The sequence below is a fragment of the Nonomuraea sp. NPDC049714 genome, assembly GCF_044465295.1.
In the GTDB taxonomy this organism is placed as follows: domain Bacteria; phylum Actinomycetota; class Actinomycetes; order Streptosporangiales; family Streptosporangiaceae; genus Nonomuraea.
Genome location: NZ_JBITLM010000001.1, coordinates 1,006,209 through 1,029,380, shown reverse-complemented (window position 1 = coordinate 1,029,380; position 23,172 = coordinate 1,006,209). Strand labels below are relative to the sequence as shown.

At 70.0% G+C, this 23,172-nt stretch carries 24 protein-coding genes; 12 read left to right on the top strand and 12 right to left on the bottom strand.

Features of this window, described 5'->3' with window-relative positions; genetic code table 11:
• The first annotated feature begins 17 nt into the window (after positions 1-17).
• Entirely contained in the window at positions 18-2,123 is a 2,106-nt protein-coding gene (gene uvrB / locus ACIBQX_RS04945) for an excinuclease ABC subunit UvrB (RefSeq protein ID WP_397000685.1), read from the top strand.
• A 119-nt stretch (positions 2,124-2,242) separates the two neighbouring features.
• Here the strand turns inward: uvrB and ACIBQX_RS04940 are convergent, their stop codons facing one another.
• Complete coding sequence (locus tag ACIBQX_RS04940; RefSeq protein WP_397000683.1) at positions 2,243-2,617, bottom strand: hypothetical protein; 375 nt, start codon at positions 2,615-2,617, stop codon at positions 2,243-2,245.
• 318 nt (positions 2,618-2,935) lie between these two features.
• On the opposite strand from ACIBQX_RS04940, the gene ACIBQX_RS04935 reads away from it, so the two are divergent.
• Positions 2,936-3,571 carry a winged helix-turn-helix transcriptional regulator gene (locus tag ACIBQX_RS04935; RefSeq protein WP_397000681.1) on the top strand — a complete coding sequence of 212 codons (636 nt, stop codon included), beginning with the start codon at positions 2,936-2,938 and terminating at the stop codon, positions 3,569-3,571.
• Positions 3,572-3,730: 159 nt separating this feature from the next.
• Here ACIBQX_RS04935 and ACIBQX_RS04930 read toward each other — a convergent pair whose 3' ends face one another.
• Positions 3,731-4,465 (bottom strand): SDR family oxidoreductase, encoded by a 735-nt coding sequence (locus ACIBQX_RS04930; protein WP_397000679.1) that lies wholly within the window; start codon positions 4,463-4,465, stop codon positions 3,731-3,733.
• 93 nt (positions 4,466-4,558) lie between these two features.
• Here ACIBQX_RS04930 and ACIBQX_RS04925 point away from each other — a divergent pair, with 93 nt between their 5' ends.
• Positions 4,559-5,422 carry a LysR family transcriptional regulator gene (locus ACIBQX_RS04925; protein WP_397000677.1) on the top strand — a complete coding sequence of 288 codons (864 nt, stop codon included), beginning with the start codon at positions 4,559-4,561 and terminating at the stop codon, positions 5,420-5,422.
• A gap of 308 nt (positions 5,423-5,730) precedes the next feature.
• Entirely contained in the window at positions 5,731-6,114 is a 384-nt protein-coding gene (locus ACIBQX_RS04920) for a hypothetical protein (RefSeq protein ID WP_397000675.1), read from the top strand.
• Positions 6,115-6,191: 77 nt separating this feature from the next.
• Here the strand turns inward: ACIBQX_RS04920 and ACIBQX_RS04915 are convergent, their stop codons facing one another.
• Entirely contained in the window at positions 6,192-6,560 is a 369-nt protein-coding gene (locus tag ACIBQX_RS04915; protein ID WP_397000674.1) for a nuclear transport factor 2 family protein, read from the bottom strand.
• Between the two features lie 163 nt (positions 6,561-6,723).
• On the opposite strand from ACIBQX_RS04915, the gene ACIBQX_RS04910 reads away from it, so the two are divergent.
• Entirely contained in the window at positions 6,724-7,263 is a 540-nt protein-coding gene (locus tag ACIBQX_RS04910; protein WP_397000672.1) for an HAD domain-containing protein, read from the top strand.
• Positions 7,264-7,277: 14 nt separating this feature from the next.
• On the opposite strand, the gene ACIBQX_RS04905 is transcribed toward ACIBQX_RS04910, so the two are convergent.
• Both ACIBQX_RS04905 and ACIBQX_RS04900 read right to left on the bottom strand, forming a co-directional pair.
• Positions 7,278-7,652, bottom strand: a complete 375-nt coding sequence (locus tag ACIBQX_RS04905) for a hypothetical protein (RefSeq protein ID WP_397000670.1) — start codon at positions 7,650-7,652, stop codon at positions 7,278-7,280.
• Between the two features lie 451 nt (positions 7,653-8,103).
• Entirely contained in the window at positions 8,104-8,964 is an 861-nt protein-coding gene (locus ACIBQX_RS04900; RefSeq protein WP_397000668.1) for an SDR family oxidoreductase, read from the bottom strand.
• Positions 8,965-9,094: 130 nt separating this feature from the next.
• Between ACIBQX_RS04900 and ACIBQX_RS04895 the strand changes: the two genes are divergently transcribed.
• A complete protein-coding gene (locus ACIBQX_RS04895) occupies positions 9,095-9,664 on the top strand; it encodes a hypothetical protein (RefSeq protein ID WP_397000666.1) in 570 nt (189 codons plus the stop codon).
• On the opposite strand, the gene ACIBQX_RS04890 is transcribed toward ACIBQX_RS04895, so the two are convergent.
• The 4 genes from ACIBQX_RS04890 to ACIBQX_RS04875 form a co-directional block, all read right to left on the bottom strand.
• Positions 9,654-10,082, bottom strand: coding sequence for a Uma2 family endonuclease (locus ACIBQX_RS04890; RefSeq protein ID WP_397000664.1), 429 nt, complete (start codon positions 10,080-10,082; stop codon positions 9,654-9,656). The genes ACIBQX_RS04895 and ACIBQX_RS04890 overlap by 11 nt on opposite strands.
• Before the next feature lie 192 nt (positions 10,083-10,274).
• Entirely contained in the window at positions 10,275-10,880 is a 606-nt protein-coding gene (locus tag ACIBQX_RS04885) for a hypothetical protein (RefSeq protein ID WP_397000662.1), read from the bottom strand.
• A gap of 233 nt (positions 10,881-11,113) precedes the next feature.
• The gene (locus ACIBQX_RS04880; RefSeq protein WP_397000660.1) at positions 11,114-11,719 is read right to left on the bottom strand and encodes a DUF4126 domain-containing protein; all 606 of its coding nucleotides are present in this window, start codon (positions 11,717-11,719) and stop codon (positions 11,114-11,116) included.
• Between the two features lie 4 nt (positions 11,720-11,723).
• On the bottom strand, positions 11,724-12,629 hold the full coding sequence (locus ACIBQX_RS04875; protein WP_397000658.1) for a phosphotransferase: 906 nt from the start codon (positions 12,627-12,629) through the stop codon (positions 11,724-11,726).
• A 69-nt stretch (positions 12,630-12,698) separates the two neighbouring features.
• Between ACIBQX_RS04875 and ACIBQX_RS04870 the strand changes: the two genes are divergently transcribed.
• Entirely contained in the window at positions 12,699-15,095 is a 2,397-nt protein-coding gene (locus tag ACIBQX_RS04870) for an FAD-dependent oxidoreductase (RefSeq protein WP_397000656.1), read from the top strand.
• Here ACIBQX_RS04870 and ACIBQX_RS04865 read toward each other — a convergent pair.
• Genes ACIBQX_RS04865 through ACIBQX_RS04855 form a run of 3 tightly spaced genes read right to left on the bottom strand, consistent with a single transcriptional unit; the run spans position 15,052 to position 17,675 of the window.
• Positions 15,052-15,840, bottom strand: a complete 789-nt coding sequence (locus ACIBQX_RS04865; RefSeq protein WP_397000654.1) for a GntR family transcriptional regulator — start codon at positions 15,838-15,840, stop codon at positions 15,052-15,054. The two genes, ACIBQX_RS04870 and ACIBQX_RS04865, sit on opposite strands and share 44 nt — an antisense overlap.
• Positions 15,837-16,961, bottom strand: coding sequence for an NAD(P)H-dependent flavin oxidoreductase (locus ACIBQX_RS04860; protein ID WP_397000652.1), 1,125 nt, complete (start codon positions 16,959-16,961; stop codon positions 15,837-15,839). The genes ACIBQX_RS04865 and ACIBQX_RS04860 overlap by 4 nt, the downstream gene beginning before the upstream one ends.
• Before the next feature lie 9 nt (positions 16,962-16,970).
• On the bottom strand, positions 16,971-17,675 hold the full coding sequence (locus ACIBQX_RS04855; protein WP_397000650.1) for an acyltransferase: 705 nt from the start codon (positions 17,673-17,675) through the stop codon (positions 16,971-16,973).
• A gap of 70 nt (positions 17,676-17,745) precedes the next feature.
• Here ACIBQX_RS04855 and ACIBQX_RS04850 point away from each other — a divergent pair, with 70 nt between their 5' ends.
• The 5 genes from ACIBQX_RS04850 (at position 17,746) to ACIBQX_RS04830 (ending at position 22,840) form a co-directional block, all read left to right on the top strand.
• On the top strand, positions 17,746-19,410 hold the full coding sequence (locus ACIBQX_RS04850) for a CTP synthase (RefSeq protein WP_397000648.1): 1,665 nt from the start codon (positions 17,746-17,748) through the stop codon (positions 19,408-19,410).
• On the top strand, positions 19,407-20,018 hold the full coding sequence (locus ACIBQX_RS04845; protein ID WP_397000646.1) for an NUDIX domain-containing protein: 612 nt from the start codon (positions 19,407-19,409) through the stop codon (positions 20,016-20,018). Before ACIBQX_RS04850 ends, ACIBQX_RS04845 begins: the two co-directional genes overlap by 4 nt.
• A gap of 16 nt (positions 20,019-20,034) precedes the next feature.
• Complete coding sequence (locus ACIBQX_RS04840) at positions 20,035-20,940, top strand: site-specific tyrosine recombinase XerD (RefSeq protein WP_397000644.1); 906 nt, start codon at positions 20,035-20,037, stop codon at positions 20,938-20,940.
• 143 nt (positions 20,941-21,083) lie between these two features.
• Positions 21,084-22,025, top strand: coding sequence for a ParA family protein (locus ACIBQX_RS04835; RefSeq protein WP_397000642.1), 942 nt, complete (start codon positions 21,084-21,086; stop codon positions 22,023-22,025).
• Positions 22,022-22,840: a segregation and condensation protein A gene (locus ACIBQX_RS04830; RefSeq protein ID WP_397000640.1), complete on the top strand. Its 819-nt coding sequence runs from the start codon at positions 22,022-22,024 to the stop codon at positions 22,838-22,840. Before ACIBQX_RS04835 ends, ACIBQX_RS04830 begins: the two co-directional genes overlap by 4 nt.
• The last annotated feature ends 332 nt before the right edge of the window (positions 22,841-23,172 follow it).

Genomic DNA, 23,172 nt, shown 5'->3' with positions numbered 1-23,172 from the left:
TCGCCTACATTGGCAGCATGCGACCGGTCACAGATTTGCAGCGGAAGGTGGCGCCCTTCGAGGTCGTCACCGAGATGACTCCCTCCGGCGACCAGCCGACGGCCATCGCCGAGCTGGAGCGCCGCATCCTGGCCGGAGAAAAGGACAACGTCCTGCTCGGCGCCACAGGCACGGGCAAGACCGCCACCGTGGCCTGGCTCATCGAGCGGCTGCAGCGGCCCACGCTCGTCATGCAGCCCAACAAGACGCTCGCCGCCCAGTTCGCCAACGAGCTGCGGGAGATGCTGCCCAACAACGCGGTCGAATACTTCGTCTCCTATTACGACTACTACCAGCCCGAGGCGTACGTCCCGCAGAGCGACACCTACATCGAGAAGGACTCCTCGATCAACGACGAGGTGGAGCGGCTGCGCCACTCGGCGACCAACTCGCTGCTCACCCGCCGCGACACCATCGTGGTCGCCTCCGTCTCCTGCATCTACGGCCTCGGTACGCCTCAGGAGTACGTCGACCGCATGGCCCGGCTGCGCGTCGGCATGGACGTCGACCGCGACCAGCTGCTGCGCCGCCTCGTCGACATGCAGTACACCCGCAACGACCTGGCCTTCACCCGCGGCACCTTCCGGGTCCGCGGCGACACCATCGAGATCATCCCCAAGTACGAAGAGCTCGCCGTCCGGATCGAGATGTTCGGCGACGAGATCGAGAAGCTCTCCACCATGCACCCGCTGACCGGCGAGGTCATCACCGAGGACGAAGAGCTCTACATCTTCCCCGCCTCCCACTACGTCGCCGGCGAGGAGCGGATGGCGGCCGCCGTCACCGGAATCGAGGCCGAGCTGACCGACCGGCTGTCGGAGCTGGAGCGGCAGGGCAAGCTGCTGGAGGCGCAGCGGCTGCGCATGCGCACCACCTACGACCTGGAGATGATGCGCCAGATCGGCACCTGCTCCGGCATCGAGAACTACTCGCGGCACATGGACGGCCGATCGCCCGGCAGCGCCCCCAACACGCTGCTCGACTACTTCCCCGAGGACTTCCTGCTCGTCCTCGACGAGTCCCACCAGACCGTGCCGCAGATCGGCGCCATGTACGAAGGCGACGCCTCCCGCAAGCGCACCCTCGTCGACCACGGCTTCCGGCTGCCGTCCGCGCTCGACAACCGGCCGCTCAAGTGGGAGGAGTTCCTGGAGCGCATCGGGCAGACCGTCTACCTGTCGGCCACCCCCGGCCCCTACGAGCTCGGCCGCGCCAAGGGCGAGGTCGTCGAGCAGGTCATCCGCCCCACCGGGCTCATCGACCCCGAGATCGTCGTCAAGCCGACCAAGGGCCAGATCGACGACCTGGTGCACGAGATCCGCGAGCGGGCCGAGCGTGACGAGCGCGTCCTGGTCACCACGCTCACCAAGAAGATGTCCGAGGACCTGACCGACTACCTTCTGGAGCTCGGCATCCGGGTCCGCTACCTGCACAGCGAGGTCGACACCCTGCGGCGCATCGAGCTGCTGCGCGAGCTCCGGGGCGGGGAGTACGACGTGCTGGTGGGCATCAACCTGCTGCGTGAAGGCCTCGACCTGCCCGAGGTGTCGCTGGTCGCCATCCTCGACGCCGACAAGGAAGGATTCCTGCGGTCGGAGACCTCCCTGATCCAGACCATCGGGCGAGCGGCTCGAAACGTCTCCGGACAGGTGCACATGTACGCCGACAAGGTGACGCCGTCCATGGAGCGGGCCATCGACGAGACCAACCGGCGTCGGGCCAAGCAGGTGGCCTACAACGAGGCTCGCGGGCTCGATCCGCAGCCGCTGCGTAAGAAGATCGCCGACATTCTCGACTCGTTGCAGCGGGAGGACGCCGACACCCAGCAGCTCATGGGGGGCGGGCGGCAGCAGTCGCGCGGCAAGGCGCCGGTGCCCGGGTTCGCGGCCAAGGCCGGGCAGCATGCTCGGGCCATCGCGGGGGAGATGCCTCGGGCGCAGATGGAGTCGTTGATCGAGTCGCTGACCGAGCAGATGCATCAGGCCGCGGCTGATCTGCAGTTCGAGGTGGCGGCCCGGTTGCGGGATGAGATCAAGGAGCTCAAGCGGGAGCTGCGGGACATGCGGGAGGCGGGCGTCAAGTAGGGCCACCTGACGGCCGACCTGGGCTTCCCCTACATCGGGGCGTTGCAGGAGGGCGCGGACCGGCCCGTCCCCGGGTCGGCCGCGGGCGGGCCGGCAGCGAGCAGGTCTTCGCCTTCAGCTCATGGCGTTAGCAGCTCCTGTTGTCCGGCGTTGGCCGACTTGACCTCTACGAGGACCACGTTGACTTCGCCCGCCAGCAACTCCCAGGCGTGATCGAAGGCGTCTTCCTGCCAGACGACCGCACCGGGGTTCAGATCCACGATCTGCGTCGTCCCATCCGCCCAGGTCACTTTCTGTCGCCCGGAGCCGAGGTTGACCACCAGCATCGGGGCGTGCGAGTGCATCGCGCTCTCCCAGCCGTGCGACGCGCGCGCCTGGATCACCCGAACGTGTTCATTCTCGAACAGGACCTGGTGCGCATCGGGATCCACGATCGTCGCATGCTGGGGCTTCTGGGCTGTCGCTGCGGTCTGTCCCGAAAGCGAAATACTCATGGCGGGCTCCTGTCTGCCGGGGTTCGTCGCGCGACCGTGGCGCCGGCTCCACCACCGGATCGGTCCGGTGATCTGGATGTGGGCCACTGGCTGTCGCATGAATCTGTCGCTGGTTTCGCCAGATCGACTGCTCAAATGATAACCGGCGACGGTTGTTAAAAACAACCGCGATGAGTAGTTATTTTATATCTGGGTGGGCGAGGGGCAGCACTCCTGTTCGGACTCATGACTCGAGTCCTCGACGTCATGGGGCGGGAAGGCGGGTTGTGAAAAGCAACTAGCATGGTCGGATCCGGGCGGACAAAGGGGAGAGCGGCCATGCCGACCAGTCGTAGCTATCGGGACGCATGCGGGATGGCTCGGGCTCTCGACGTCGTCGGCGAGCGGTGGGCACTGCTGGTCATCCGGGAGCTGCTCCTGGTGCCGCAACGCTTCTCCGACCTGCGGCACGCTCTGCCCAACGCCAGCTCCAACCTGCTCGCCGACCGACTTCGGGAACTCGAACAGCGCGGGGTGATCCATCGCCGCCTGCTGGTGCCGACGGCGGGCCCCCAGGTCTACGACCTGACAGAGTGGGGCCGGAAGCTGGAACCGGTCGTCCTGGCTCTGAGTGACTGGGGTATCGATGCCCCCAGCCCCCCAGAGCCGACCTCACTCAGCGCCACCTCGGTGCTGATCTTCTGGCGCGGTCACGCTCGTCCCGACCCGGACGCGTCGCCGATCGTCTGTCACCTCGATCTCGACGGCTCGGTCTGGACGGTCCGCGCAGAGTCCGGAAAATTCGAGGTGCAGAGCGGCGAACCCGCCACGGCCGACATCTCGCTGCGTACGGACCCCAAGACGCTCAGCAGCCTCCTGGCCGACCCGGCCTCGCTCGACGCCGCGCTCGCCGAAGGGAGCGTAGGCCTTGTAGGCGACCCTCTTGCCCTCAAGCGGCTGCTGTACGTGGCTTGAGGGCCCGGAGCTGTGAAAAGTCCCGCTTGTCAGCGGCTCAGGCCGAGCCTGCGGTCAACCCCGCGCGGGAAGGGCGACGGCGGGCATCTCCCGCCTTGGCACGCGCCTGAACCCCGGACCGCGGCCATCGTCCGGGCTCCGCCACGACAGGTTCGGGGGTCACCAGGGGATGACGCCGTCGTCGTTGAAGAACGAGCCGGTCGGGCCGCCGTCGGGCAGGGTGGCGAGACGGATCGCGGTGGCCGCGGCCTGCTCGGGAGGGCGCCCTTGGAAGCCGGTGAAGTCGGTCGCGGCCAGGCCCGGACAGGCGGCGTTGATCAGGATGTTCGTGCCGGCGAACTGTCTGGCGTACTGCACGGTGACGGCATTGAGGAACGACTTCGTCGGCGAGTAGGCCGCCATGATCGGACCGACGTCGATGTCCGGGTCCGCCTGCCAGGTCACCGAACCGACGCTGCTGGAGGCGTTGACGATGCGCGGCGACGCCGAGCGCCGCAACAGCGGCAGCATCGCGTTGGTCACCCGGATGACACCGATGACATTGGTCTCCACGACCGTGCGGACCACGTCGAGGTCGAGCGTGGTCGGGTCCTGCACCCACCCCGGCCCCGACTCTCCTGAGATGCCGGCGTTGTTGACCAGGACGTCCAGCCGCCCGGCCTGCCGGTCGATCAGGTCCGCCGCATCGGTGACGCTCTGGTCGCCGGTCACGTCCAGCGGCACCCCGAACGCGTCCACCCCGGCGGCCCGCAACTTCGCGACGGCGGTTTCGCGCCGGGCCTCGTCGCGGGCTCCCACGCCCACGCGGTACCCGAGGGCGCCCAGCCCGGCCGCGATCTCGTACCCGACTCCCTTGTTCGCGCCGGTCACCAGCGCGATTCTCGATTCGCTCATGCCGTCGATGTTCGCTCGTGGACGAGTGGTGCATCCAACACCGATACGGTGCCCTGTCATACCCGGTAGGTATCACCTAGGTATGCTGCGGCCATGGACACCTTGGAGACCCGCGAGCTGAGGTACTTCATGGCCGTTGCCGAGGAACTGCACTTCGGCCGCGCCGCCGAGCGCCTCGGCATGGCCCAGCCACCGTTGTCCCGGGCGATCCAGCAGCTCGAACGGCGCCTCGGCGTCTCCCTGCTGAACCGCAACCGCCGCGGCGTCACCCTGACCGGCGCCGGAGAGATGCTGCTGCACGAGGGCCGCGCGGCCCTCGACGCGACCACCGCCGCCGCTCGCCGCACCCGTCGGGCCGGTGGCGCCGACAGCCCGGGGACTCCCCGCAACCGCCTGGTGCTGGCAGTGAAGGCCGGGGCGTCTCACGAGCTGCTGCACAAGCTCCTCGACGCCTACGCGGCCGAGCCCGACGCCGCCGAGATCGAGGTGCTGCCGAGCGGCACGTGCGAGCAGGAGGAGATGCTGCGCGACGGCCGCGCCGACGTGGCGCTCATGCACAAGCCGTTCAACTCCCTCGCCGGGTTCGACAGCGAGGAACTGCTGACCGAGGGGCAGATCGCGATCCTGCCCGCCGGACACCCCCTCGCCGCGCAGAGGACGTTGTCCATCGCCGACGTCAGCGACATTCCCGACCTTCCGCTCGCCCGCTGGTCGCGCCACGGCACGTTCCCGCCAGGCCCGGGCCCCGAGATCCACGACCAGACGCAGCTGGCACAGCTGATCGCCCTCGGACGCACCGTGGCCGTCTTCCCCGACTCCGCCCGCGCCTGGCTATGGGCCGAGCACGCCGCCGTCCCCCTGACCGACGCACCCCCGGTCGTCACCCACATCGCCTGGCCCGCGCACAGCCGCTCCCTCGCCCTCGCCAGTCTGATCCGCACGGCCACCCAGCTATGACCCTCACCCGCCTGCCATCGCCGCCGTCACCCTCATGACCCCCCCGGCTGACCGCGCTGACGGGCTACGACCTGTGGATTGCCGAGGACGTCGGCTACCACCTCACACGGGAGGAGGAGTACGTCACGGTCTTGGACGTCTCCGGCGATGGCGACGGTGATCCGGGACGCGTTCGGATCAAAGTCCGAGGGGAGGATCGTACGCCACGGCCTCCGGCGGGCCCGTCCGATACTCCCTCACCGCCGGCGGTGGTGTTCCTGTGCTTCGATCTGAAGGTGATTCAGCCTGCGCGAGCGGGCCATCGACGGGTGCGGAAGACGGACCGGAAGGTGGACGTCACCGAGATCGACTGTCCCGAGAGCGCCCCGCCCCGCGGCTTCCGGCCGCCGGCCACACTGCCGGCTGAAACCAGTTCGTGGCTGAAGAAGAACCTGCCCACCACTCTCGATCTCGACGCAGCCCGTCGGGCGGTACGGGGCCTGCGTCTGGACCCGCGAATCCGCCAGGACATCGCCGAGCACGATGGCAGGATCGGCATCGCCCTGCGAGAGCCGGACGGGACGTGCCTGTTCGCCCAGGTGTGGCCGACGACCGTACAGGTATGGAGCCCATGGCGGTCATGGGCTCCTCCCGTGCTCCCCGCCGAACGCGCCTGCAGTGCCGCTCAGGCCGCGAGCGGCTACTCCTATTGATCTCACCGCACCCTGCAAGGATGCCGGGAGGCCCGGGGCACTGTCGCCGGCCGCCGGGCCGCCCGTGATCGAACTCCTCAGCGGTAGTCGTTCTCCTTCAGTTCGATGACCCAGGCACGACGCTCGGCGATCTTGCCGTCGCGCATGACGAACACCTCTGCCATGGACATGCGCATCTCACCGCCTGCGACTCGCTGCACCGTCCCGGTCAGTTCCGCCATGACGATGTCGCCCTGCTCGACCATGCGCACGACCTCCAGGTGGGGCGGGTCGACGAGCTCGGGCGGGCCGTCGATGGCCCCGTCATAGGCGTCCTTGCCTGTCAGGCGGAAGGCGCCGAAGACGGTCCACTGGATGTCGTCAGTCAGGCAGGACAGGATCTGCTGATGATCGTTCTTACGGAAACCGTCCAAGTAGGTGTTGACGGTCTCGATGTTCCGTGACATGCGTACTCCTTCGAATCGGATGCATTCCCTGAGGCGGGCGATCCTTCGCAGGAAGGTCGGAGCGGCCACGGCGTTCTTGACATCGTGAGAGCACCCAGGCAAGGGCTGAGTTCTACGATGCCGACGGCGGCAGGAAGGTGAACGGCCGCGTTATCGTGCGGCGGTGACCGGTTCTGTGCGGCTCCCGCTGCTCTTTCTCGACGTAGACGGACCTCTGATTCCGTTCGGTGCGACCCCGCGCCAGCATCCGGATGGCTACCCGGCTTATGAGCCGGCACGCGGACCACGACCGACCGGGTCGAATCCACTGCTGAGCAGGATCGATCCCGCGCACGGGCGGCGGTTGGCGGCGTTGCCGTGCGAGCTGGTCTGGGCCACGACCTGGATGGACGATGCGAACGAGTGCGTCTCGCCATGGATCGGCCTGTCGCGACTGCCGGTCGTGGTCTGGCCTGAGCCGTCCGCCATCGATGATCAGGACGAACGGGAGGGGATCCACTGGAAGACCCGCAGCCTCGTTGGGTGGGCGGCCGGGCGTCCGTTCGCCTGGGTCGATGATGAGATCAGCGACATTGACCGCGCCTGGGTATCCGAGCACCACCGGGGGAGAGCACTGCTCCATCGGGTCGACCCGAGCAGGGGTCTTGTCGAGACCGACTATGCCGCGCTGAACGAGTGGATGCTTGAGATTCACGGTCTGTAGCCTGGAGCCGGTGGTCAGGCCGGCGAGGTCAGCGCCAGGCACGCCAGGAACGGGACGGGGATGAGCACGGCGGAGCCGAGCCACGCCGCCAGCCGCCGCCTCTGCCAGAGCGGGAGGGCTATGTCGATCACGATCACCTGGGTCAAGGTGAGCAGGCCGGTCGCCACCAGCGCAACGGTGAAGAAAAACCCGTTCTCGAGGGTCTCGTAGTTGCAGTTGGTGGACTCGGCAAGGGCGCAATCCATCGGCATGTACTCGGTCAGCAGCCACCACGCCAGGTAGAGCGGCACGATGGCGGGTACGCCAAGTCCCAGGTTCGCCAGCGCGGGACCCCAGAGGCCGCTTCCCGCCCGCCCCTTGCGCCCGGCATGCGCGTCGGTCATGGCCACGCTCTGTCACCCCGAGTCCCCGTCTGAGGACCCGCCCCGGTTGACCCTGCCACGGACGGCAGCGGACATCCGGGGCTTTTCTCCATCCACAACTCCTGGTCGTCTCATGACAGCGGGGTGGTCGTTGGACACGGCGTGGCGGGGCCATGGGACGTCGTGACGACCGCGAGGAGTATAAGCGACCTTCAGCGGAGGGCTGCGGCCGGTCGGCCCGCACCCGCCGTTCGTACACCGGCTGCTCCGGCACCTGGAGGACGCAGGCCGCGACGCCGCGCCCAGCTTGCTCGGGACCGATGCCGAAGGCGCCTCCTCGACGTGTACGAGCTTGAGGACAATACCGTCGGGGGCGAGCTCGTAAGGGATGTGGTCGGCAGGATCGGGAGGGGAGCGCCCTGCCACGGCGCTGCGTGGCGGTAGGCAGCAGGGGCTCGGCGGCGGCTGCGGTGCGGGGTCAGCGGAAGGCCGGGGCGTTGCGGTGGGCCCAGTGGGCGAAGGGGTGGGCTGCGCGGCCGAGGAGGAGTTCGACGTCGGGGCTGATGCGCTGCTCGGCTGCCGTGGGGGTGCCGATGATGGCCAGGGTGGTGTCGGCGATGGGTTCGGGCATGAACTGCAGCATCTGGGCCCGTGCCTCTTCGCGGGTCTGCTCGATGAAGCGGATCGGCTCGCCGAGTGCGTCGCCGATCGCTGCGGCTCGCTGGCGGGGGGTGGTGAGGGCCGGGCCTGTCAGTTCGTACGTCCGGCCGGTGTGGCCGTTCTCGCGCAGGGTCACGGCGGCGACCTCGGCGAGGTCGTCCGGGTCGACGGTCGGCAGGCCGACGTCGCCGAAGGGGGCGGCGACGGTTCGCCGGGTTCGGACCGGCTCGGCCCAGGCGTAGGCGTTGGAGTGGAAGCCGCCGGGGCGCAGGATCGTCCAGTCCATGCCTGACCGCTGAACGGCGTCCTCGAAGGACTGGCCCATCTGGCCGTGGGAGGGGGACTCCGGGCGGGTTGCGACGCCTTGGGAGGACAGCAGCACGACTCGTCTGATTCCGCCGGCCTTCGCGTTGCTGAGGGTGGTGCCGATGATGCCGACGGGGTCGTCGGCGACGGCCACGAAGTCGCCGGAGATCAGCAGGAACATCGCGTCGGCGCCGGTGAGGGCGGGCAGCAGGCCTGCGGGGTCGGTCAGGTCCGCGGGGACGGCTCGCACTCCCTGGGGCACGTCCGCGGTGGTGATCTTCCGCGATACGGCCGTCACCGGCTCACCGGCTTGGGCGAGCAGGCGTACCAGCGTGCGTCCGACGTTTCCGGTCGCTCCCGTGACAACGATCATGTCGATTCCTTAGTTAGTTGGCTGACTTAGAAGGAACCGTAACACAGAAGTGAGTGAGTCGGCTGACTCAATAGTGATGGGTGGCGAAATGGGGATGAAGAGTTACATGGGTGGCTTGTACGGTGCGGAGATGCGTAGGTGTGAAGGGTGCGGGGAGTGGGAGCCCGCCGGCGCGCCGGACTGCGGGCGGTGTGCCGCGGCGGTGGACGAGATCGTCGAGGCCGGGTGGCGGGAGTTCGTCGACCGGGAGTTCGGTGGCGTTGCGGCGGAGGAGGAGCGGGCGATCGCCGAGATGGTGGTCGACGAGATCGATCGGCACCCGTGGCGGGTCGTCGACGCCGCCTACGATCGGCTCACGTGCGGGGAGTGCGGGAGCACGCTGAGCCGGGGACCCGCCGGTTGTTCCACCTGCGATCGGGCCCATGGGTACCGGTACGCCGCCGTCGAGGTGGACCGCCCTGGCGTGCCGCCCGGCAACGAGCATGCGCTGCGGGTCAACGTGTCAGTCGTACGCAGGCCGTACGGAATCTCGGCGAGAGAGGTGCTGGGCCGCAGGCTGTCGCTGCCGATCCTGCTCGACGGGCATCTCCCCACCACCGCCCAGGCGCAGGCGGCCCGCGCGGTCCTCAACAAGGGGGGCACGGCGGAGGAGTACGCCGAGTTCGTCCACCGCGAGTGGCGCGGTGACGTCAGCGCCTGATCTTGTCCAGGTCGAGGTCGATGTCCACGGGGAAGCCGATGTCCGTCCGTAGCCGCCCGCGATGGATGCCGGTGGGCACGTACGCCTTGACGGCGGGCTCCAGCTCGAAGGTGTGGACGACGGGCTGATCGTCTTCCAGCTCCACCCGCCAGAATTGCCTGATGCCCGCGCTCGCATACTTGCCGGGTCTCGTGGTGCGGTCTCTGTCGCGGGAGTCCTCTGACACCACCTCGACGACCAGGTGCACGTCCTCAGGCTCGAAGGTGGTGAGGCTGATCCGTCTGGCCGCCGACTCCTTCACCAGGAGGACGTCCGGCTCGGGACGCTGGCGCAGGCCCAGGGTGACGGTCATCTCTCGGACGACGACCAGATGCCCGGGAGGATCGAGCTCCCTCTCGAACGGCCTGAGCACGAGCATGTGGAACATCGTCCGGGGGACTGCGGCACGAGCGACCCGTCGATCAACTCGACGTGCTCGGGCGCGTCGGAGGGCAGGTGGTCGAGCATGTCGGCGGTCCAGCCACCTGGCGGGCCAGGGTGAAATCCATCAGAGGAGAAGGCCGTGCTCAGGGTCGCATCCTCCGTGGCGGGTCGGGTCGCGGTGGCCTTCTCAGGAGGGGTCTCTGCGCTCCTGCATGGTGCGGCGGTAGAGGTCGTCGATCTCGTCCAGCGGGTCGGGGGCGCGGCGGCGGGCCTCGATCTCCAGGTCGGTGCGGGAGTGCAGGTCGTTGATGCCGGTGGCGGTGTGCTGGACCTGGTCGCTGAGGAGGTCGGCGCGGATGCGGGCGCACATCGCCGTCAGCTTGGCCTGGTGCTCGCGCAGCCGGTCGAGGGTGGCGTGGTCGACGTACGGGGACACGCGGCGCTGCTGGGCGTACATGCCGAGCTGGCCGTCGTGCACGTCGGCCTGGGCCGTCAGGTCGGCCAGGAGGACCGGCAGATCGCCGAGGCCCCAGCCCTGCTGCTGGGCCTGCTCCACGGCCTGGCGGGTGAGGGAGACCTCGCGCCGCAGGTCGAGGCGGAGGCGTTCCACCTCGGCGGCGTCGCCGGTGCCCATCGCGTTGACGTGCGTGGTCAGCCTGGTCGTGGCCTGCCGGGCCTTGACCGCGGCTTTCCTGCCTACTTTGACCAGGAAGTAGATGCCGACTCCGGCCACCAGTAGGAGGAACGCCAAGATCACCAGCACGATGAGGAAGATTTCGCTGATCGTGGCCACCTCCTGTTGAGTTCTCGCCTTGAGGATATCTCGCTTGGGCGGCTGGGCCGCGCTCGTCGGGTGGAACGAGTGAAGGAAGCGGCGGGTTCCTGAGCGGGCGGGCCCGGCAGCGGGACGCTGCCGGGCCCGGGTGCGTCCGGGCGCCGGGCGGGGACCACGGTGCGCCCTGACGGCTCGTACGGGCGGTGATCCGCCCCATATGACACGGTACGGACGCCAAGGGGGCGGGCGAATCACCCTGGAGGCGGATGCGGGCGGCTCCTCTTCCTCACCCTGAAGCGGCGTACCCTCCTGATCGCCCACCAGGCCACCAGCGCGAGCAGCGCCAGCGCCACGATCACCAGCAGCGGCACGAACACCGCGATCAGGCTCATGCCCAGCGCGCCGGCGTCCTCGGCCGCGCTCGCGACCGGTGCGCCCACTCCCGCGGTGCCGGCGTTGATCACCGGCCGGGTCGCCGACTTCAGCGCGTGCACGGCCAGCGCCACCACGATGCCCAGCAGCCAGCTCGCCCAGGGGTTCGCCGTCATCCAGGTGGAGCCGTCGAGCTCGGCGGCGGCGTTGGTGGCGCTGAAGACCACGCCGCCCGACGCCGGGCGCACCACGGTCTGGATCGCGTCGTTCACGCTGTCGACGACCGGCACCTTGTCCAGGACCATCTCCGCCGCCAGCAGCACCGCGATGATCGCCAGGACGCCCCAGTTGGACAGCCAGGCGTAGCCGTCCGGCAGCTTCACCGCGTCGGTGAGGTTCGCCAGCACGCCGACGACCAGCAGCGGGATGTAGGCGTTGAGGCCGGCGGCCGTGGACAGGCCCAGCCCTGTCAGTGCGGCGAACATGGCCCTAGTCTGCCCGCGCCGCCTCGTCCATGAGGCGCGCCAGGTCCGGTCCGGTGAATTCGGCCACCGCCCGCTCGTACTTCTCCATGCCCCACGCCCAGAAGTCGAAGTCGATGGCGTCGTTGGCGCCGTCCTGGATCGAGGCCCACAGGGTCCAGCCGTACTTGGACATCAGACCCAGCAGCCGCGCTCGGGCGATCTTGCCGCGCAGGCGGCGGCCGTAGTAGGCGGTGACGAGCTCGTCGAGGTGGCCGAGCGGCAGGTCCGACTCGCTCCAGGCGTTGCCCAGCTCGAAGCAGGGGTCGTTGTTGCCGGCGTACTCGTAGTCGATCAGCCACAGCCGCTCGCCGTCGTCGATGATGTTGCCCGGCAGCAGGTCGTTATTACACGGGACGGTGCCTTCTGCCTGTATTTCCAGACATTTCTCCAGTTGGGCAACCTGCGGCATGAAGTCCAGATACCCGGCCGGCAGCCGGAACCCCCGCTCACGCACGATCGCCAGATAACGCCGCTGCACGTCGAACATGTCGAAGTCACGGACGAACCGAGGCCCCGCGTGCAGCTGTCTGCAGGCCCGCGCCACCCGCGGCAGATTCACCGGATCACGCAGATCGGCCTCGGTGAACGTACGCCCGGGAAGCCAGCCCACCACGAGCACGCCCTCGGCGGGCAGATAGTCGTGCACCGGCGCGCCCACCCCCGCCTGCGCGGCGGCGATCGAGGCGGCGTGCTCGGCGTCCCGGTCGATGGCGAGCAGCGAGCCGTCGCTCGCCGAGACGCGCACGACGTACGCCCCGCCGGGCGTGGTCACCTTGTAGTTGCGATTGGTCAGCCCGCCGGGCAGCTCCGCCACGGTGCGGGGCACGCCGGCCAGCAAGGGGATGCGGTCGAGGACCTCGGGCATGGCCATGGTCGATGCTAATGGCCGCCCCGTTGAACGGTCTAGACCTTTGATCACCTGGCGGTTAGCCTCGCCAGCATGAGCGACTCGGCCCGCATCGTGATCATCGGAGGTGGCGTGGGCGGCGCCTCCGTCGCCTACCACCTGACCCAGCTCGGCGAGCGGGACGTGGTCCTGCTGGAGCGCGACGAGCTCACCAGCGGCTCGACCTTCCACTCCGCCGGACTGGTCGGCCAGCTCCGCGCCGACCCCACGCTGACCAGGATGAACCAGTACTCCGTCGAGCTCTACCGGACCCTGGACGCCGGCTGGACCGAGTGCGGCGGCATCAAGCTCGCCTCCACCCCCGAGCGCATGGCCGAGATCCGCCGCCAGATCGGCTGGGCGCGCACGTTCGGGCTGCCGCTGGAGGAGATCTCCGTCGCCGAGGCCGTCGAGCTGTTCCCCCTGATGAACCCCGAAGGCGTCGTCGGCGCCGCCTACCTGCCCACCGACGGCCAGATCGATCCCTCCCGCCTGTGCTACGAGCTGGCCGCCAAGGCCAGGCAGGGCGGCGCCCGGATCCGCACCCGCACCCGCGTGCTCGGCCTCGACGTGACCGGCGGCAGGGTGACGAGGGTCCGCACCGACCAGGGCGACATCGACTGCGAGATCGTGGTCAACTGCGGCGGCATGTTCGCCGCCGAGCTCGGCCGGATGGCCGGCGTGCGGATCCCGATCGTGCCGATGTCGCACCAGTACGTGGTCACCGAGGGCTTCCACGAGCACACCGGGCTGCCCACGCTGCGCGACCCCGACCTGCTCGTCTACTACCGGCAGGAGGTCAGCGGGCTGGTCATGGGCGGGTACGAACGCACCTGCGCGCCGTGGACGGCCGATCGGACCACCTACGACGCGATCCCCGCCGACTTCAACGGCCGGCTGCTCGCCGAGGACTGGCCGCGCCTGGAGGAGATCTCCGACAACTCCCGGATCCGCGTGCCCGCCATGGGCGACGTCGGCATCCGCAAGCTGATCAACGGGCCTGAGGCGTTCACCCCGGACAACGAGTTCTGCCTGGGCGAGACCGAGGTCGGCGGCTTCTACGTGGCGGCCGGGTTCTGCGCGCACGGCATCGCCGGCGCGGGCGGCATCGGCAAGGTGATGGCCGAGTGGATCGTCGAGGGCGAGCCCAGCATGGACGTCTGGCACATGGACATCCGCCGCTTCGGCCGCCAGTACCGATCGCCCTCCTACACGCTGGCCCGCGCCGTGGAGAACTACGAGACCTACTACGACATCCGCTACCCCGGCGACGAGCGCTCGGCGGGCCGCCCGCTCAGGGTGTCCCCGGTCTACGGCTGGCACGCCGCGCACGGCGCGGTCTTCGGCGAGAAGGCGGGCTGGGAGCGGGTCAACCACTACGAGCGCAACGTCCGGGGCGCCGACGGGCAGGACGCTGAGGGTCAGCGGCCGCGAGGCTGGGCCGGGCGCAACTTCTCGCCCGCGATCGCCGCCGAGCACCGGGCCACCCGCTCGGCGGCGGGCCTGTTCGACGAGAGCTCGTTCGCCAAGATCGAGGTCACCGGGCCCGACGCGGCGTCGCTGCTGGAATGGGTGTGCGACAACCGGGTGGCCCGCGAGGTCGGCGCCGTCACCTACACGCAGGCGCTCAACCGCCGGGGCGGCATCGAGTGCGACTTCACCGTCACCAGGCGGGCCGAGCAGGAGTTCCTCATCGTCACCGGCACCGCCTTCGGCTCCCACGACCTCGGCTGGCTGCGCAAGCAGGCCCGGCTGCGCGACGCCGACGTGCGCGTCGCGGACGTGACCGGCCAGTACGCCTGCTTCGGCCTGTGGGGGCCGCGCGCCCGCGACATCCTGTCCACGCTCACCCCTGACCCGCTGGAGTTCCCGTTCCTGACCTCGCGGGAGCTCACCGTGGGCGACGTGCCGGTGCTGGCGCTGCGCGTCACGTTCGTGGGCGAGCTCGGCTGGGAGCTCTACTGCTCCAGCGAGTACGGCCTGGCGCTCTGGCAGGCGCTGTGGCGGGCGGGCGAGCCGCAGGGGATGCTGGCCGGAGGCTACAAGGCCATCGACAGCCTGCGCCTGGAGAAGGGCTACCGCGTCTGGGGCGCCGACCTCGGCCCGGAGACGACCCCCTACGAAGCCGGGCTCGGATTCTGCGTCAAGCGGGACAAGGACTTCCTCGGCAAGGACGCCCTGGACCCGCACCCCGCGCGCAAGCTGCGCTGCCTCACGCTCGGCGACCCCGGGGCCGTCGCCCTGGGCAACGAGCCGGTACGCATCGACGGGCAGGTGGTGGCGCGCGTCACCTCCGGCGGTTACGGCCACACGGTGGAGTCGTCCATCGCCTACGCCTACCTGGAGGCGGAGCCCGGCGCCAAGGTGGAGGTCGAGGTGGAAGGCGCCTGGGTGGCCGGGAGCGTGGTCAGCGACCCGCTGTACGACCCGGCAGGGGAGCGGCTGCGCTGACGCCGCTGCGCACCGAGAGGCGCACCCGGTCCGGACGGAACAGGTCGCGCGCGTACTCCACCGGGACACCGCCCGCCGCGTAGGCGGTCCGCTCGATCAGCATGAGCGGCGTGCCGGGCTCGATGCCGAGCTCGGCCGCCTCGGCGGTCGCGGCGATGACCGGGTCGAGGTGTTCCAGCGCGGTGCGCGGCGCCAGGTCGTAGTGCCCGGCGAGCAGCGCGTACAGCGACCCGCCGAGATCCTGCGCGAGGAAGCCGGGCAGGGCGGGGAAGAAGGAGCGTTCGAGCGCCACCGGCGTCTGCCCGGCCGAGCGCACCCGCGCCACCTCGTGCACGGGCTCACCGGCCGCGACCTCCAGCGCGGCGGCCACGGCGGGGGAGGCGGGCACGGTGGCGGCCACCAGGATCCGCGCCTCGGCCCGCAGGTGCGCGCGCCGCATCTGCTCGGTGAACCCGGCCAGCCCCGTCAGGTCGCACTCGATGCGCGGCTCGGTCACGAACGCGCCGCCCCGCCGCCCCGGCACCCGCACCAGCACGCCGTCCCGCTCCAGCGTCGCCAGCGCCTGCCGGAGCGTCATCCTGCTCACGCCGAGCCGCGCGGCCAGCTCACGCTCGCCGGGCAGCCGGTCGCCGGGCTCCATCTCGCCGCCCGCGATCGACTCGAGCAGCCACCGCTCGATCTGCACGTGCGCGGGGATCCCGGTGCCGCGCTCCAGCTCGGGTAAAGAGTCGAGGTGGTCCGTCACCGCGAGAGCCGGGCCAGCCGCTCCACCGCGTCGCCGAACTCGCTCACCATCTCGTAGACCACCTCGCGGGCCGGCCTGACCCGGTCGAGCTGGCCCACGACCTGCCCGACGAAGTAGTTGGCCAGCTCCACCGCGCCGGGCTCGCCCCGCTCGGCGGCCTGGCCGATCCGGGTCATCGCGGTCTCGGCCACCAGCATCTGCAGCGGCATGCCGAGCGGTCCCGGGCTCTCCTGGCCGGCGTCCCACTCCTCGGTCCAGGCGGACCTGAGCTGCCGGGCGGGCTTGCCGGTTCGCGAGCGGGACCTGACCGTGTCGAGCGAGGAGGCGGCCAGCATCTTCCGCTTCACCACAGGCGCGGTCTCGGCCTCCTCGGTGGTCAGCCAGACCGAGCCGCACCACACGCCTTCCGCGCCGAGCGCCATGGCCGCGGCCATCTGCCGTCCCGAGGCGATGCCGCCCGCCGCCAGCACCGGCACCGGCGCCACGGCGTCGACCACCTGCGGCACCAGCACCATCGTGGAGATCTCGCCGGTGTGGCCGCCCGCCTCGGTGCCCTGCGCGACGATCAGGTCGGCGCCCGCCGCCACCTGCCTGCGCGCGTGCTCCACGGTGCCGACCAGCGCCGCGACCGGCACCCCGGCCGCACGCGCGCCGGCCACCATCTCCGGCGGAGGCGGCCCCAGCGCGCTGGCGATCAGCCCGATCGGATGCTTGAGCGCCACCTCGATCAGCCCGGTCGCGCCCGCCGCGGTCACCCGCCTGCCGAAATCGTCCGCCGAGGCGCGGGCCACCGGCGCCGGGCCGCTCACACCGTACTTGGACAGCAGGTGAGTGACGAAGTCACGGTGCCGTTCCGGCACGGAGTCGGCCAGGCGCGCGCCGCCGTCCAGCGCCGACGCGTCGATCTTGCCGGGCACGAGCACGTCCACGCCGTACGGCCTGCCGCCCACCCGCTCGTCGATCCAGGTGAGCTCGGTGTCGAGCTGCTCGGGCGTGTACGCGATCGCGCCGAGCACGCCGAAACCGCCCGCGTTGGTGACCGCGGCCACCACGTCGCGGCAGTGGCTGAAGGCGAACAGGGGGAATTCGACGCCGAGGCGTTCGCAGATAGCGGTCCGCATGATCTGACGCTAACCGCCAGAAGCATGTTCGGTCCAGGTGGTGACCAAGCGATCGTTCGTGTGCCAGCCTAAGTCCGCGTCGTAGCTGCGCACGATCTTGGCCGGCACGCCCGCCACCACGCTGTGGTCGGGGAACTCGCCGCGCACCACCGCGCCGCCCGCCACCACGCACTGGCGGCCCAGCCGGGTCCCCGGCAGGATGATCGCGCCCGCGCCGAGCCAGGACCCCGAGCCGATCGAGACCGGGCTGTTGCGCGGCCATTGCCTGCCGATCGGCGTCTCCGGGTCGTCGTAGACGTGGTTCTGGTCGGTGATGTACACGTACGGGCCGGTGAAGACGTCGGCGCCGATGTCGATCGACTGGTGGGCGACGATGTGCGAGCCCCTGCCGATCGAGCAGCTCGGGCCGATCCGCAGGATCGAGTCCGGGCCCAGGTCTGCGCCCGGCCACATGCCGCAGGACAGCGACACCCGCTCGCCGATCAGCGTGTGGTCGCCGATCTCGATCCACTGCTCGCCGAAGATCGCACCCGGCGGGAAAGCGATCTTCACCCCGTCGCCCAGGCGGCGGAACGCGTGGCCGCCCGGAGAGGCCGGGGTGATGGCGCCCGCGCTGCGGATCGCCTCGTAGGCGCGGTGGATCAGCGTGCCGATCGCCCGCCGTACAAGTGACATAAGGACCAAAGTTACCGCCAGGTCGTCCTGTTCGGGCATGTCGGGGACGTTGTTTGATATCCTGAGAGCCCGTGGACACTTGACCACACCTCGAGCCACGGGAGCCTCCTTGCGCAGCGCATCGCAAACCAAGCATCTGTTCGTCACCGGCGGTGTCGCCTCCAGTCTCGGCAAGGGGCTCACGGCATCCAGCCTCGGCCGCCTGCTCAAGGGACGCGGACTCCGCGTCACGATGCAGAAACTGGACCCCTACCTCAACGTCGACCCCGGCACCATGAACCCGTTCCAGCACGGCGAGGTCTTCGTCACCGACGACGGCGCCGAGACCGACCTCGACGTCGGCCACTACGAGCGCTTCCTCGACACCCACCTGCACGGCTCGGCCAACGTGACCACCGGCCAGGTCTACTCCAACGTCATCGCCAAGGAACGACGCGGCGAGTACCTCGGCGACACCGTCCAGGTCATCCCGCACATCACCAACGAGATCAAGGACCGCATCCGTGGCATGGCGGGCCCCGAGGTCGACGTGGTGATCACCGAGGTGGGCGGCACGGTCGGCGACATCGAGTCGCTGCCGTTCCTGGAGGCGGTACGGCAGATCAGGCACGAGGTCGGCCGCGACAACGTCTTCTTCCTGCACGTCTCCCTGCTGCCCTACATCGGCCCCTCCGGCGAGCTCAAGACCAAGCCCACCCAGCACAGCGTGGCCGCGCTGCGCAGCATCGGCATCCAGCCCGACGCCATCGTGCTGCGCTCCGACCGGCCCGTGCAGGTCGCGATCAAGCGCAAGATCAGCCTGATGTGCGACGTGGACGAGGACGCCGTGGTCAGCTGCGTCGACGCCGCCTCCATCTACGACATCCCCAAGGTGCTCCACTCCGAGGGCCTCGACGCCTACGTGGTGCGCCGGCTCGGCCTGCCGTTCCGGGACGTCGACTGGAAGGAGTGGGAGGAGCTCCTGCGCCGCGTGCACCGCCCGGCCAAGGAGGTCACCATCGCCCTGGTCGGCAAGTACATCGACCTGCCGGACGCGTACCTGTCGGTCACCGAGGCGCTGCGCGCCGGCGGCTTCGCCAACGACACCCGCGTCAACATCCGCTGGGTCAAGAGCGACGACTGCGAGAGCCCCGAGGGCGCCGGGCGCGAGCTCGACGGCGTCGACGGCGTGCTGATCCCCGGCGGGTTCGGCGTGCGCGGCATCGAGGGCAAGATCGGCGCCATCCGCCACGCCCGGGAGCAGAAGATCCCGCTGCTCGGCATCTGCCTCGGCATGCAGGGCATGGTCATCGAGGCGGCCCGCAACATGGCCGGCATCACCGACGCCAACTCCGCCGAGTTCGACCCCGACACCAAGCACCCGGTCATCTCCACCATGGCCGACCAGGAGGACGTCGTCGCCGGCGAGCGCGACATGGGCGGCACCATGCGCCTGGGCAGCTACACCGCCAAGCTCGGCGACGGCACGCTGGCCCGCAGGCTCTACGGCGGCAAGGCCAAGGCCGACGAGCGCCACCGTCACAGGTACGAAGTCAACAACGCCTACCGCGCCAAGCTGGAGAAGGTCGGGCTGGTCTTCTCCGGGCTCTCGCCCGACGGCCGCCTGGTCGAATACACCGAGCTGCCCCCCGAGACGCACCCGTTCTTCATCGGCACCCAGGCGCACCCCGAGTTCCGCTCCCGGCCGACCCGGGCCAACCCGATGTTCAAGGGGCTCATCACCGCCGCCCTCGTCTACGCCGACAGCCGCGTCGCCGACAAGGTGACCAAGTGAGGATCGAGGACACGCCCGAGACCTGGGACGTCGTCGAGTCCAGGCAGCGGTTCAGGGGACACGTCATCGACGTCGTCACCGACACCGTGCGGATGCCCGGCGACGAGAACGCCGACCGCGACTACGTCGTCCATCCCGGCTCCGTCGCGGTGGTGGCGCTCGACGACGACGACCGGGTCCTGCTCATCCGGCAGTACCGCCACCCGACGCGCCGCCTGCTGTGGGAGCTGCCCGCCGGCCTGCGCGACGTCGAAGGCGAATCGCTGGTCACCGGGGCCGCCAGGGAGCTCGCCGAGGAGGCCGGCTACCGCGCCCGCACCTGGCACACCCTGGTCGACCTCTACACCTCGCCCGGCATGTCCGACGAGCGCATCCGCGTCTTCCTGGCCCGCGACCTGACGAAGATCCCCGAGGAGGAGAACGGCTTCGTCCATCGGCACGAGGAGATCGGCATGCCGGTCGAATGGGTGCCGCTGGCCGACGCCGTGGAGAAGGCCCTGATGGGAATGATCCACAATTCCCCGGCCGTGGCCGGTATCCTCGCCGCGTACGCGGCTTCGGTTGAGGGGTTCGGCCTGATGCGCCCCGCCGACGCACCCGAGGCCTGACGGAAGGACCGGACCCGTGGAGGCGGTGCTCGCCAGCTACCTCGCCCATCTGGCGGTGGAGCGGGGCCTGGCTGCCAACACGCTCGCGTCCTACCGGCGTGACCTGCGCCGCTATCAGGAGCACCTGCGGGCCCGCGGCCGCCTCCGCCTCGACGAGGTGGGGGAGGCCGACGTGCGGGCCTTCCTCGTCGCGCTGCGCGAAGGCGACGGCGAGCATCCCGCCCTGGTGGCGGGCTCCGCCGCCCGCGCCGTCTCCGCCGTCCGCGGCCTGCACCGCTTCGCGCTGCGCGAAGGGGCCGCCCAGCACGACCCCGCCCACGCCGTACGACCGCCGCGCCAGCTCCGCAGGCTGCCCAAGGCCGTCGCCGTCGACGAGGTCGAGCGGCTCATCGCCGCCTCCGGCCCCGACGGCGCGCCCCTCACCCTCCGCAACCGCGCCCTGCTCGAAGTCCTGTACGGCACCGGCGCCCGCATCTCCGAGGCCATCGGCCTGGCGGTCGACGACCTGGAGCACGAGCAGGTGCTGCTGCGGGGCAAGGGCGGCCGCGCCAGAGTGGTCCCCCTCGGCCGCTACGCCCGATCGGCGCTCGACGCCTACCTCGTCCGGGCCAGGCCCGGCCTGCTCGCCCACGGCCGCGGCACCCCCGCGGTGTTCCTGAACGCCCGCGGCGGGCGGCTGACCAGGCAGGGAGCGTGGGAGGTGCTGCAGTCCGCCGCCGACCGTGCCGGACTCGCCGGGATATCTCCGCACGTTCTACGGCATTCCTTCGCAACCCACCTCCTCGACGGGGGCGCCGACGTTAGGGTGGTGCAGGAGCTGCTCGGCCACGCCTCGGTGACGACCACCCAGGTCTACACCCTGGTCACCGTCGACAAGCTCCGCGAGGTCTACGCCGCCGCGCACCCCCGGGCCCTGAAATGATCTATAGTCTTCTGGGTCATGCGGCACCTCGGCGTGCCGCCTTGCGCGTGTGACTCCGGCGTGCCGCCTTGCCGGGTTTGGTGGTGACGCCATAGTGTCCGTCCGGACGGTCCGGTTCGGGATCGTCAGGGAGGTTCGAGCTGGTGACTGTGAAGACCAACGGTTCGACCCCGGGGACCCCCGACAACCCCTGGGGTGACACCAAGACCAACGCGCCTTCCAGCGGCGTGAATCTGGGCCCCACGCGGCGCCCCCGGCCGGTGTTCCCGGAGCCGGTCCCGCGCGCGACGCACGGCCCGGCGCGCGTGGTCGCCATGGTCAACCAGAAGGGCGGGGTCGGCAAGACCACCACCACCATCAACCTCGGTGCCGCCCTCGTCGAATACGGCCTCAAGGTGCTGCTCGTCGACTTCGACCCGCAGGGCGCCCTGTCCGTCGGCCTCGGCATCAACCCGCTCCAGCTCGACCTCACGGTCTACAACCTGCTGATGGAGCGCAACGTCACCGCCGAGGACGTGCTGCTGGAGACCGGCGTCGAAGGCCTCGACCTGCTGCCCAGCAACATCGACCTGTCGGCCGCCGAGGTCCAGCTGGTCACCGAGGTCGCCCGCGAGCAGGTGCTCGGCCGCGTCATCAAGCCGCTGCTGCCGCACTACGACGTGTGCCTCATCGACTGCCAGCCGTCGCTCGGCCTGCTCACCATCAACGCCCTCACCTGCGCGCAGGGCGTCATGGTGCCGCTGGAGTGCGAGTTCTTCGCGCTGCGCGGCGTCGCGCTGCTCATGGACACCATCACCAAGGTGCAGGAGCGCCTCAACGAGGACCTCGAGATCGAGGGCCTGCTCGCCACCATGTACGACGCCCGCACCCTGCACGGCCGCGAGGTCCTCGCCCGCGTCGTCGAGGCGTTCGGCGACAAGGTCTTCCACACCGTGATCAACCGTACGGTGCGCTTCCCCGACGCCACCGTCGCCGGCGAGCCGATCACCACCTTCGACCCCTCGTCCCTGGGCGCCAACGCCTACCGCGAGCTGGCGCGCGAGGTGCTGTCGCGCTGGCCCGCGGCTGCGACAATGGCCAGGTGACCGAGCAGCAGACCGAGCCTCAGGGATTCCAGGTCCACCTGGACGTCTTCGAGGGCCCCTTCGATCTGCTGCTGGGCCTGATCTCCAAGCACAAGCTCGACATCACCGAGATCTCGCTCTCCCAGGTCACCGACGAGTTCATCGCCTACATCCGCTCCCGCAGCCCGGTGTGGGACCTCGACCAGACCAGCCACTTCCTCCTGGTCGCCGCGACCCTCCTGGACCTCAAGGCGGCCCGGTTGCTGCCCTCGGGCGAGGTCGAGGACGAGGAGGACCTGGCCCTGCTGGAGGCCCGCGACCTGCTGTTCGCCCGCCTCCTGCAGTACAAGGCCTACAAGGAGGTGGCCAAGGTCTTCGCCGGGCGGATGGCCCAGGAAGCCCTCCGCTTCCCCCGGACCGCGCCCCTGGAGCCCCAGTTCGCCAACCTGCTGCCCGAGCTCATCCTCGGCATCGGCCCCGAACAGCTCGCCAGGATCGCCGCCCGCGCCTTCACCCCCAAGCTCCCCCCGACCGTCAACGTCGGCCACATCTACCAACCACTCGCCAGCGTCCGCGAGCAAGCCGCTATCCTGGTCCAGCGCCTGCGCCGGATGCGCAGAGCCACCTTCCGCGCCCTGGTCGCCGACTGCGAGGGCACCTACGAGGTCATCGCCCGCTTCCTGGCCGTCCTGGAGCTCTTCCGGGAGTCGGCCGTCACGTTCGACCAGCTCGAACCACTCGGCGACCTGCACGTGACCTGGACAGGCGCCGACGACGGCGACGTCTCGGTGGGCGACGACTACGAGGAGAGTCCGGAGAAGCCTGCAGATGACTGACCACCCCGACGAGGACCGGATCCCCGCCTGGATGACCCTCCCCGGCTCCCTCGCCTCCCACCCCGATCACCCCCCACCCCCCGCCACCTCCGCCCCAGAGACCGACACCGAAGTTCCTGCCGGTCCCGCCAGTGCCGCTCCTGACAAGGAAAGCGAGAACGGGGACGTCGAGAACGAGAACGTCGAAAGCATCGGGAACGCCGAGAACAGCGGGAACGGCGAGGACTACGGGAGCGCCGAGAAGACCGAGAACGGCGAGAGCACCGGGGAAGCGGGGGAGGGTTCACCGGTTTCGGCCGCGTCACGCCCGGTGGCTTTTCCCGGCGCCGGTG

Coding starts and splice junctions, on each gene's coding strand:
- uvrB (WP_397000685.1), top strand. CDS start 18: ATGCGACCGGTCACAGATTTGCAGCGGAAGGTGGCGCCCTTCGAGGTC.
- ACIBQX_RS04940 (WP_397000683.1), bottom strand. CDS start 2,617: ATGAGTATTTCGCTTTCGGGACAGACCGCAGCGACAGCCCAGAAGCCC.
- ACIBQX_RS04935 (WP_397000681.1), top strand. CDS start 2,936: ATGCCGACCAGTCGTAGCTATCGGGACGCATGCGGGATGGCTCGGGCT.
- ACIBQX_RS04930 (WP_397000679.1), bottom strand. CDS start 4,465: ATGAGCGAATCGAGAATCGCGCTGGTGACCGGCGCGAACAAGGGAGTC.
- ACIBQX_RS04925 (WP_397000677.1), top strand. CDS start 4,559: ATGGACACCTTGGAGACCCGCGAGCTGAGGTACTTCATGGCCGTTGCC.
- ACIBQX_RS04915 (WP_397000674.1), bottom strand. CDS start 6,560: ATGTCACGGAACATCGAGACCGTCAACACCTACTTGGACGGTTTCCGT.
- ACIBQX_RS04900 (WP_397000668.1), bottom strand. CDS start 8,964: ATGATCGTTGTCACGGGAGCGACCGGAAACGTCGGACGCACGCTGGTA.
- ACIBQX_RS04895 (WP_397000666.1), top strand. CDS start 9,095: ATGCGTAGGTGTGAAGGGTGCGGGGAGTGGGAGCCCGCCGGCGCGCCG.
- ACIBQX_RS04890 (WP_397000664.1), bottom strand. CDS start 10,082: ATGCTCGTGCTCAGGCCGTTCGAGAGGGAGCTCGATCCTCCCGGGCAT.
- ACIBQX_RS04880 (WP_397000660.1), bottom strand. CDS start 11,719: ATGTTCGCCGCACTGACAGGGCTGGGCCTGTCCACGGCCGCCGGCCTC.
- ACIBQX_RS04875 (WP_397000658.1), bottom strand. CDS start 12,629: ATGGCCATGCCCGAGGTCCTCGACCGCATCCCCTTGCTGGCCGGCGTG.
- ACIBQX_RS04870 (WP_397000656.1), top strand. CDS start 12,699: ATGAGCGACTCGGCCCGCATCGTGATCATCGGAGGTGGCGTGGGCGGC.
- ACIBQX_RS04860 (WP_397000652.1), bottom strand. CDS start 16,961: ATGCGGACCGCTATCTGCGAACGCCTCGGCGTCGAATTCCCCCTGTTC.
- ACIBQX_RS04855 (WP_397000650.1), bottom strand. CDS start 17,675: ATGCCCGAACAGGACGACCTGGCGGTAACTTTGGTCCTTATGTCACTT.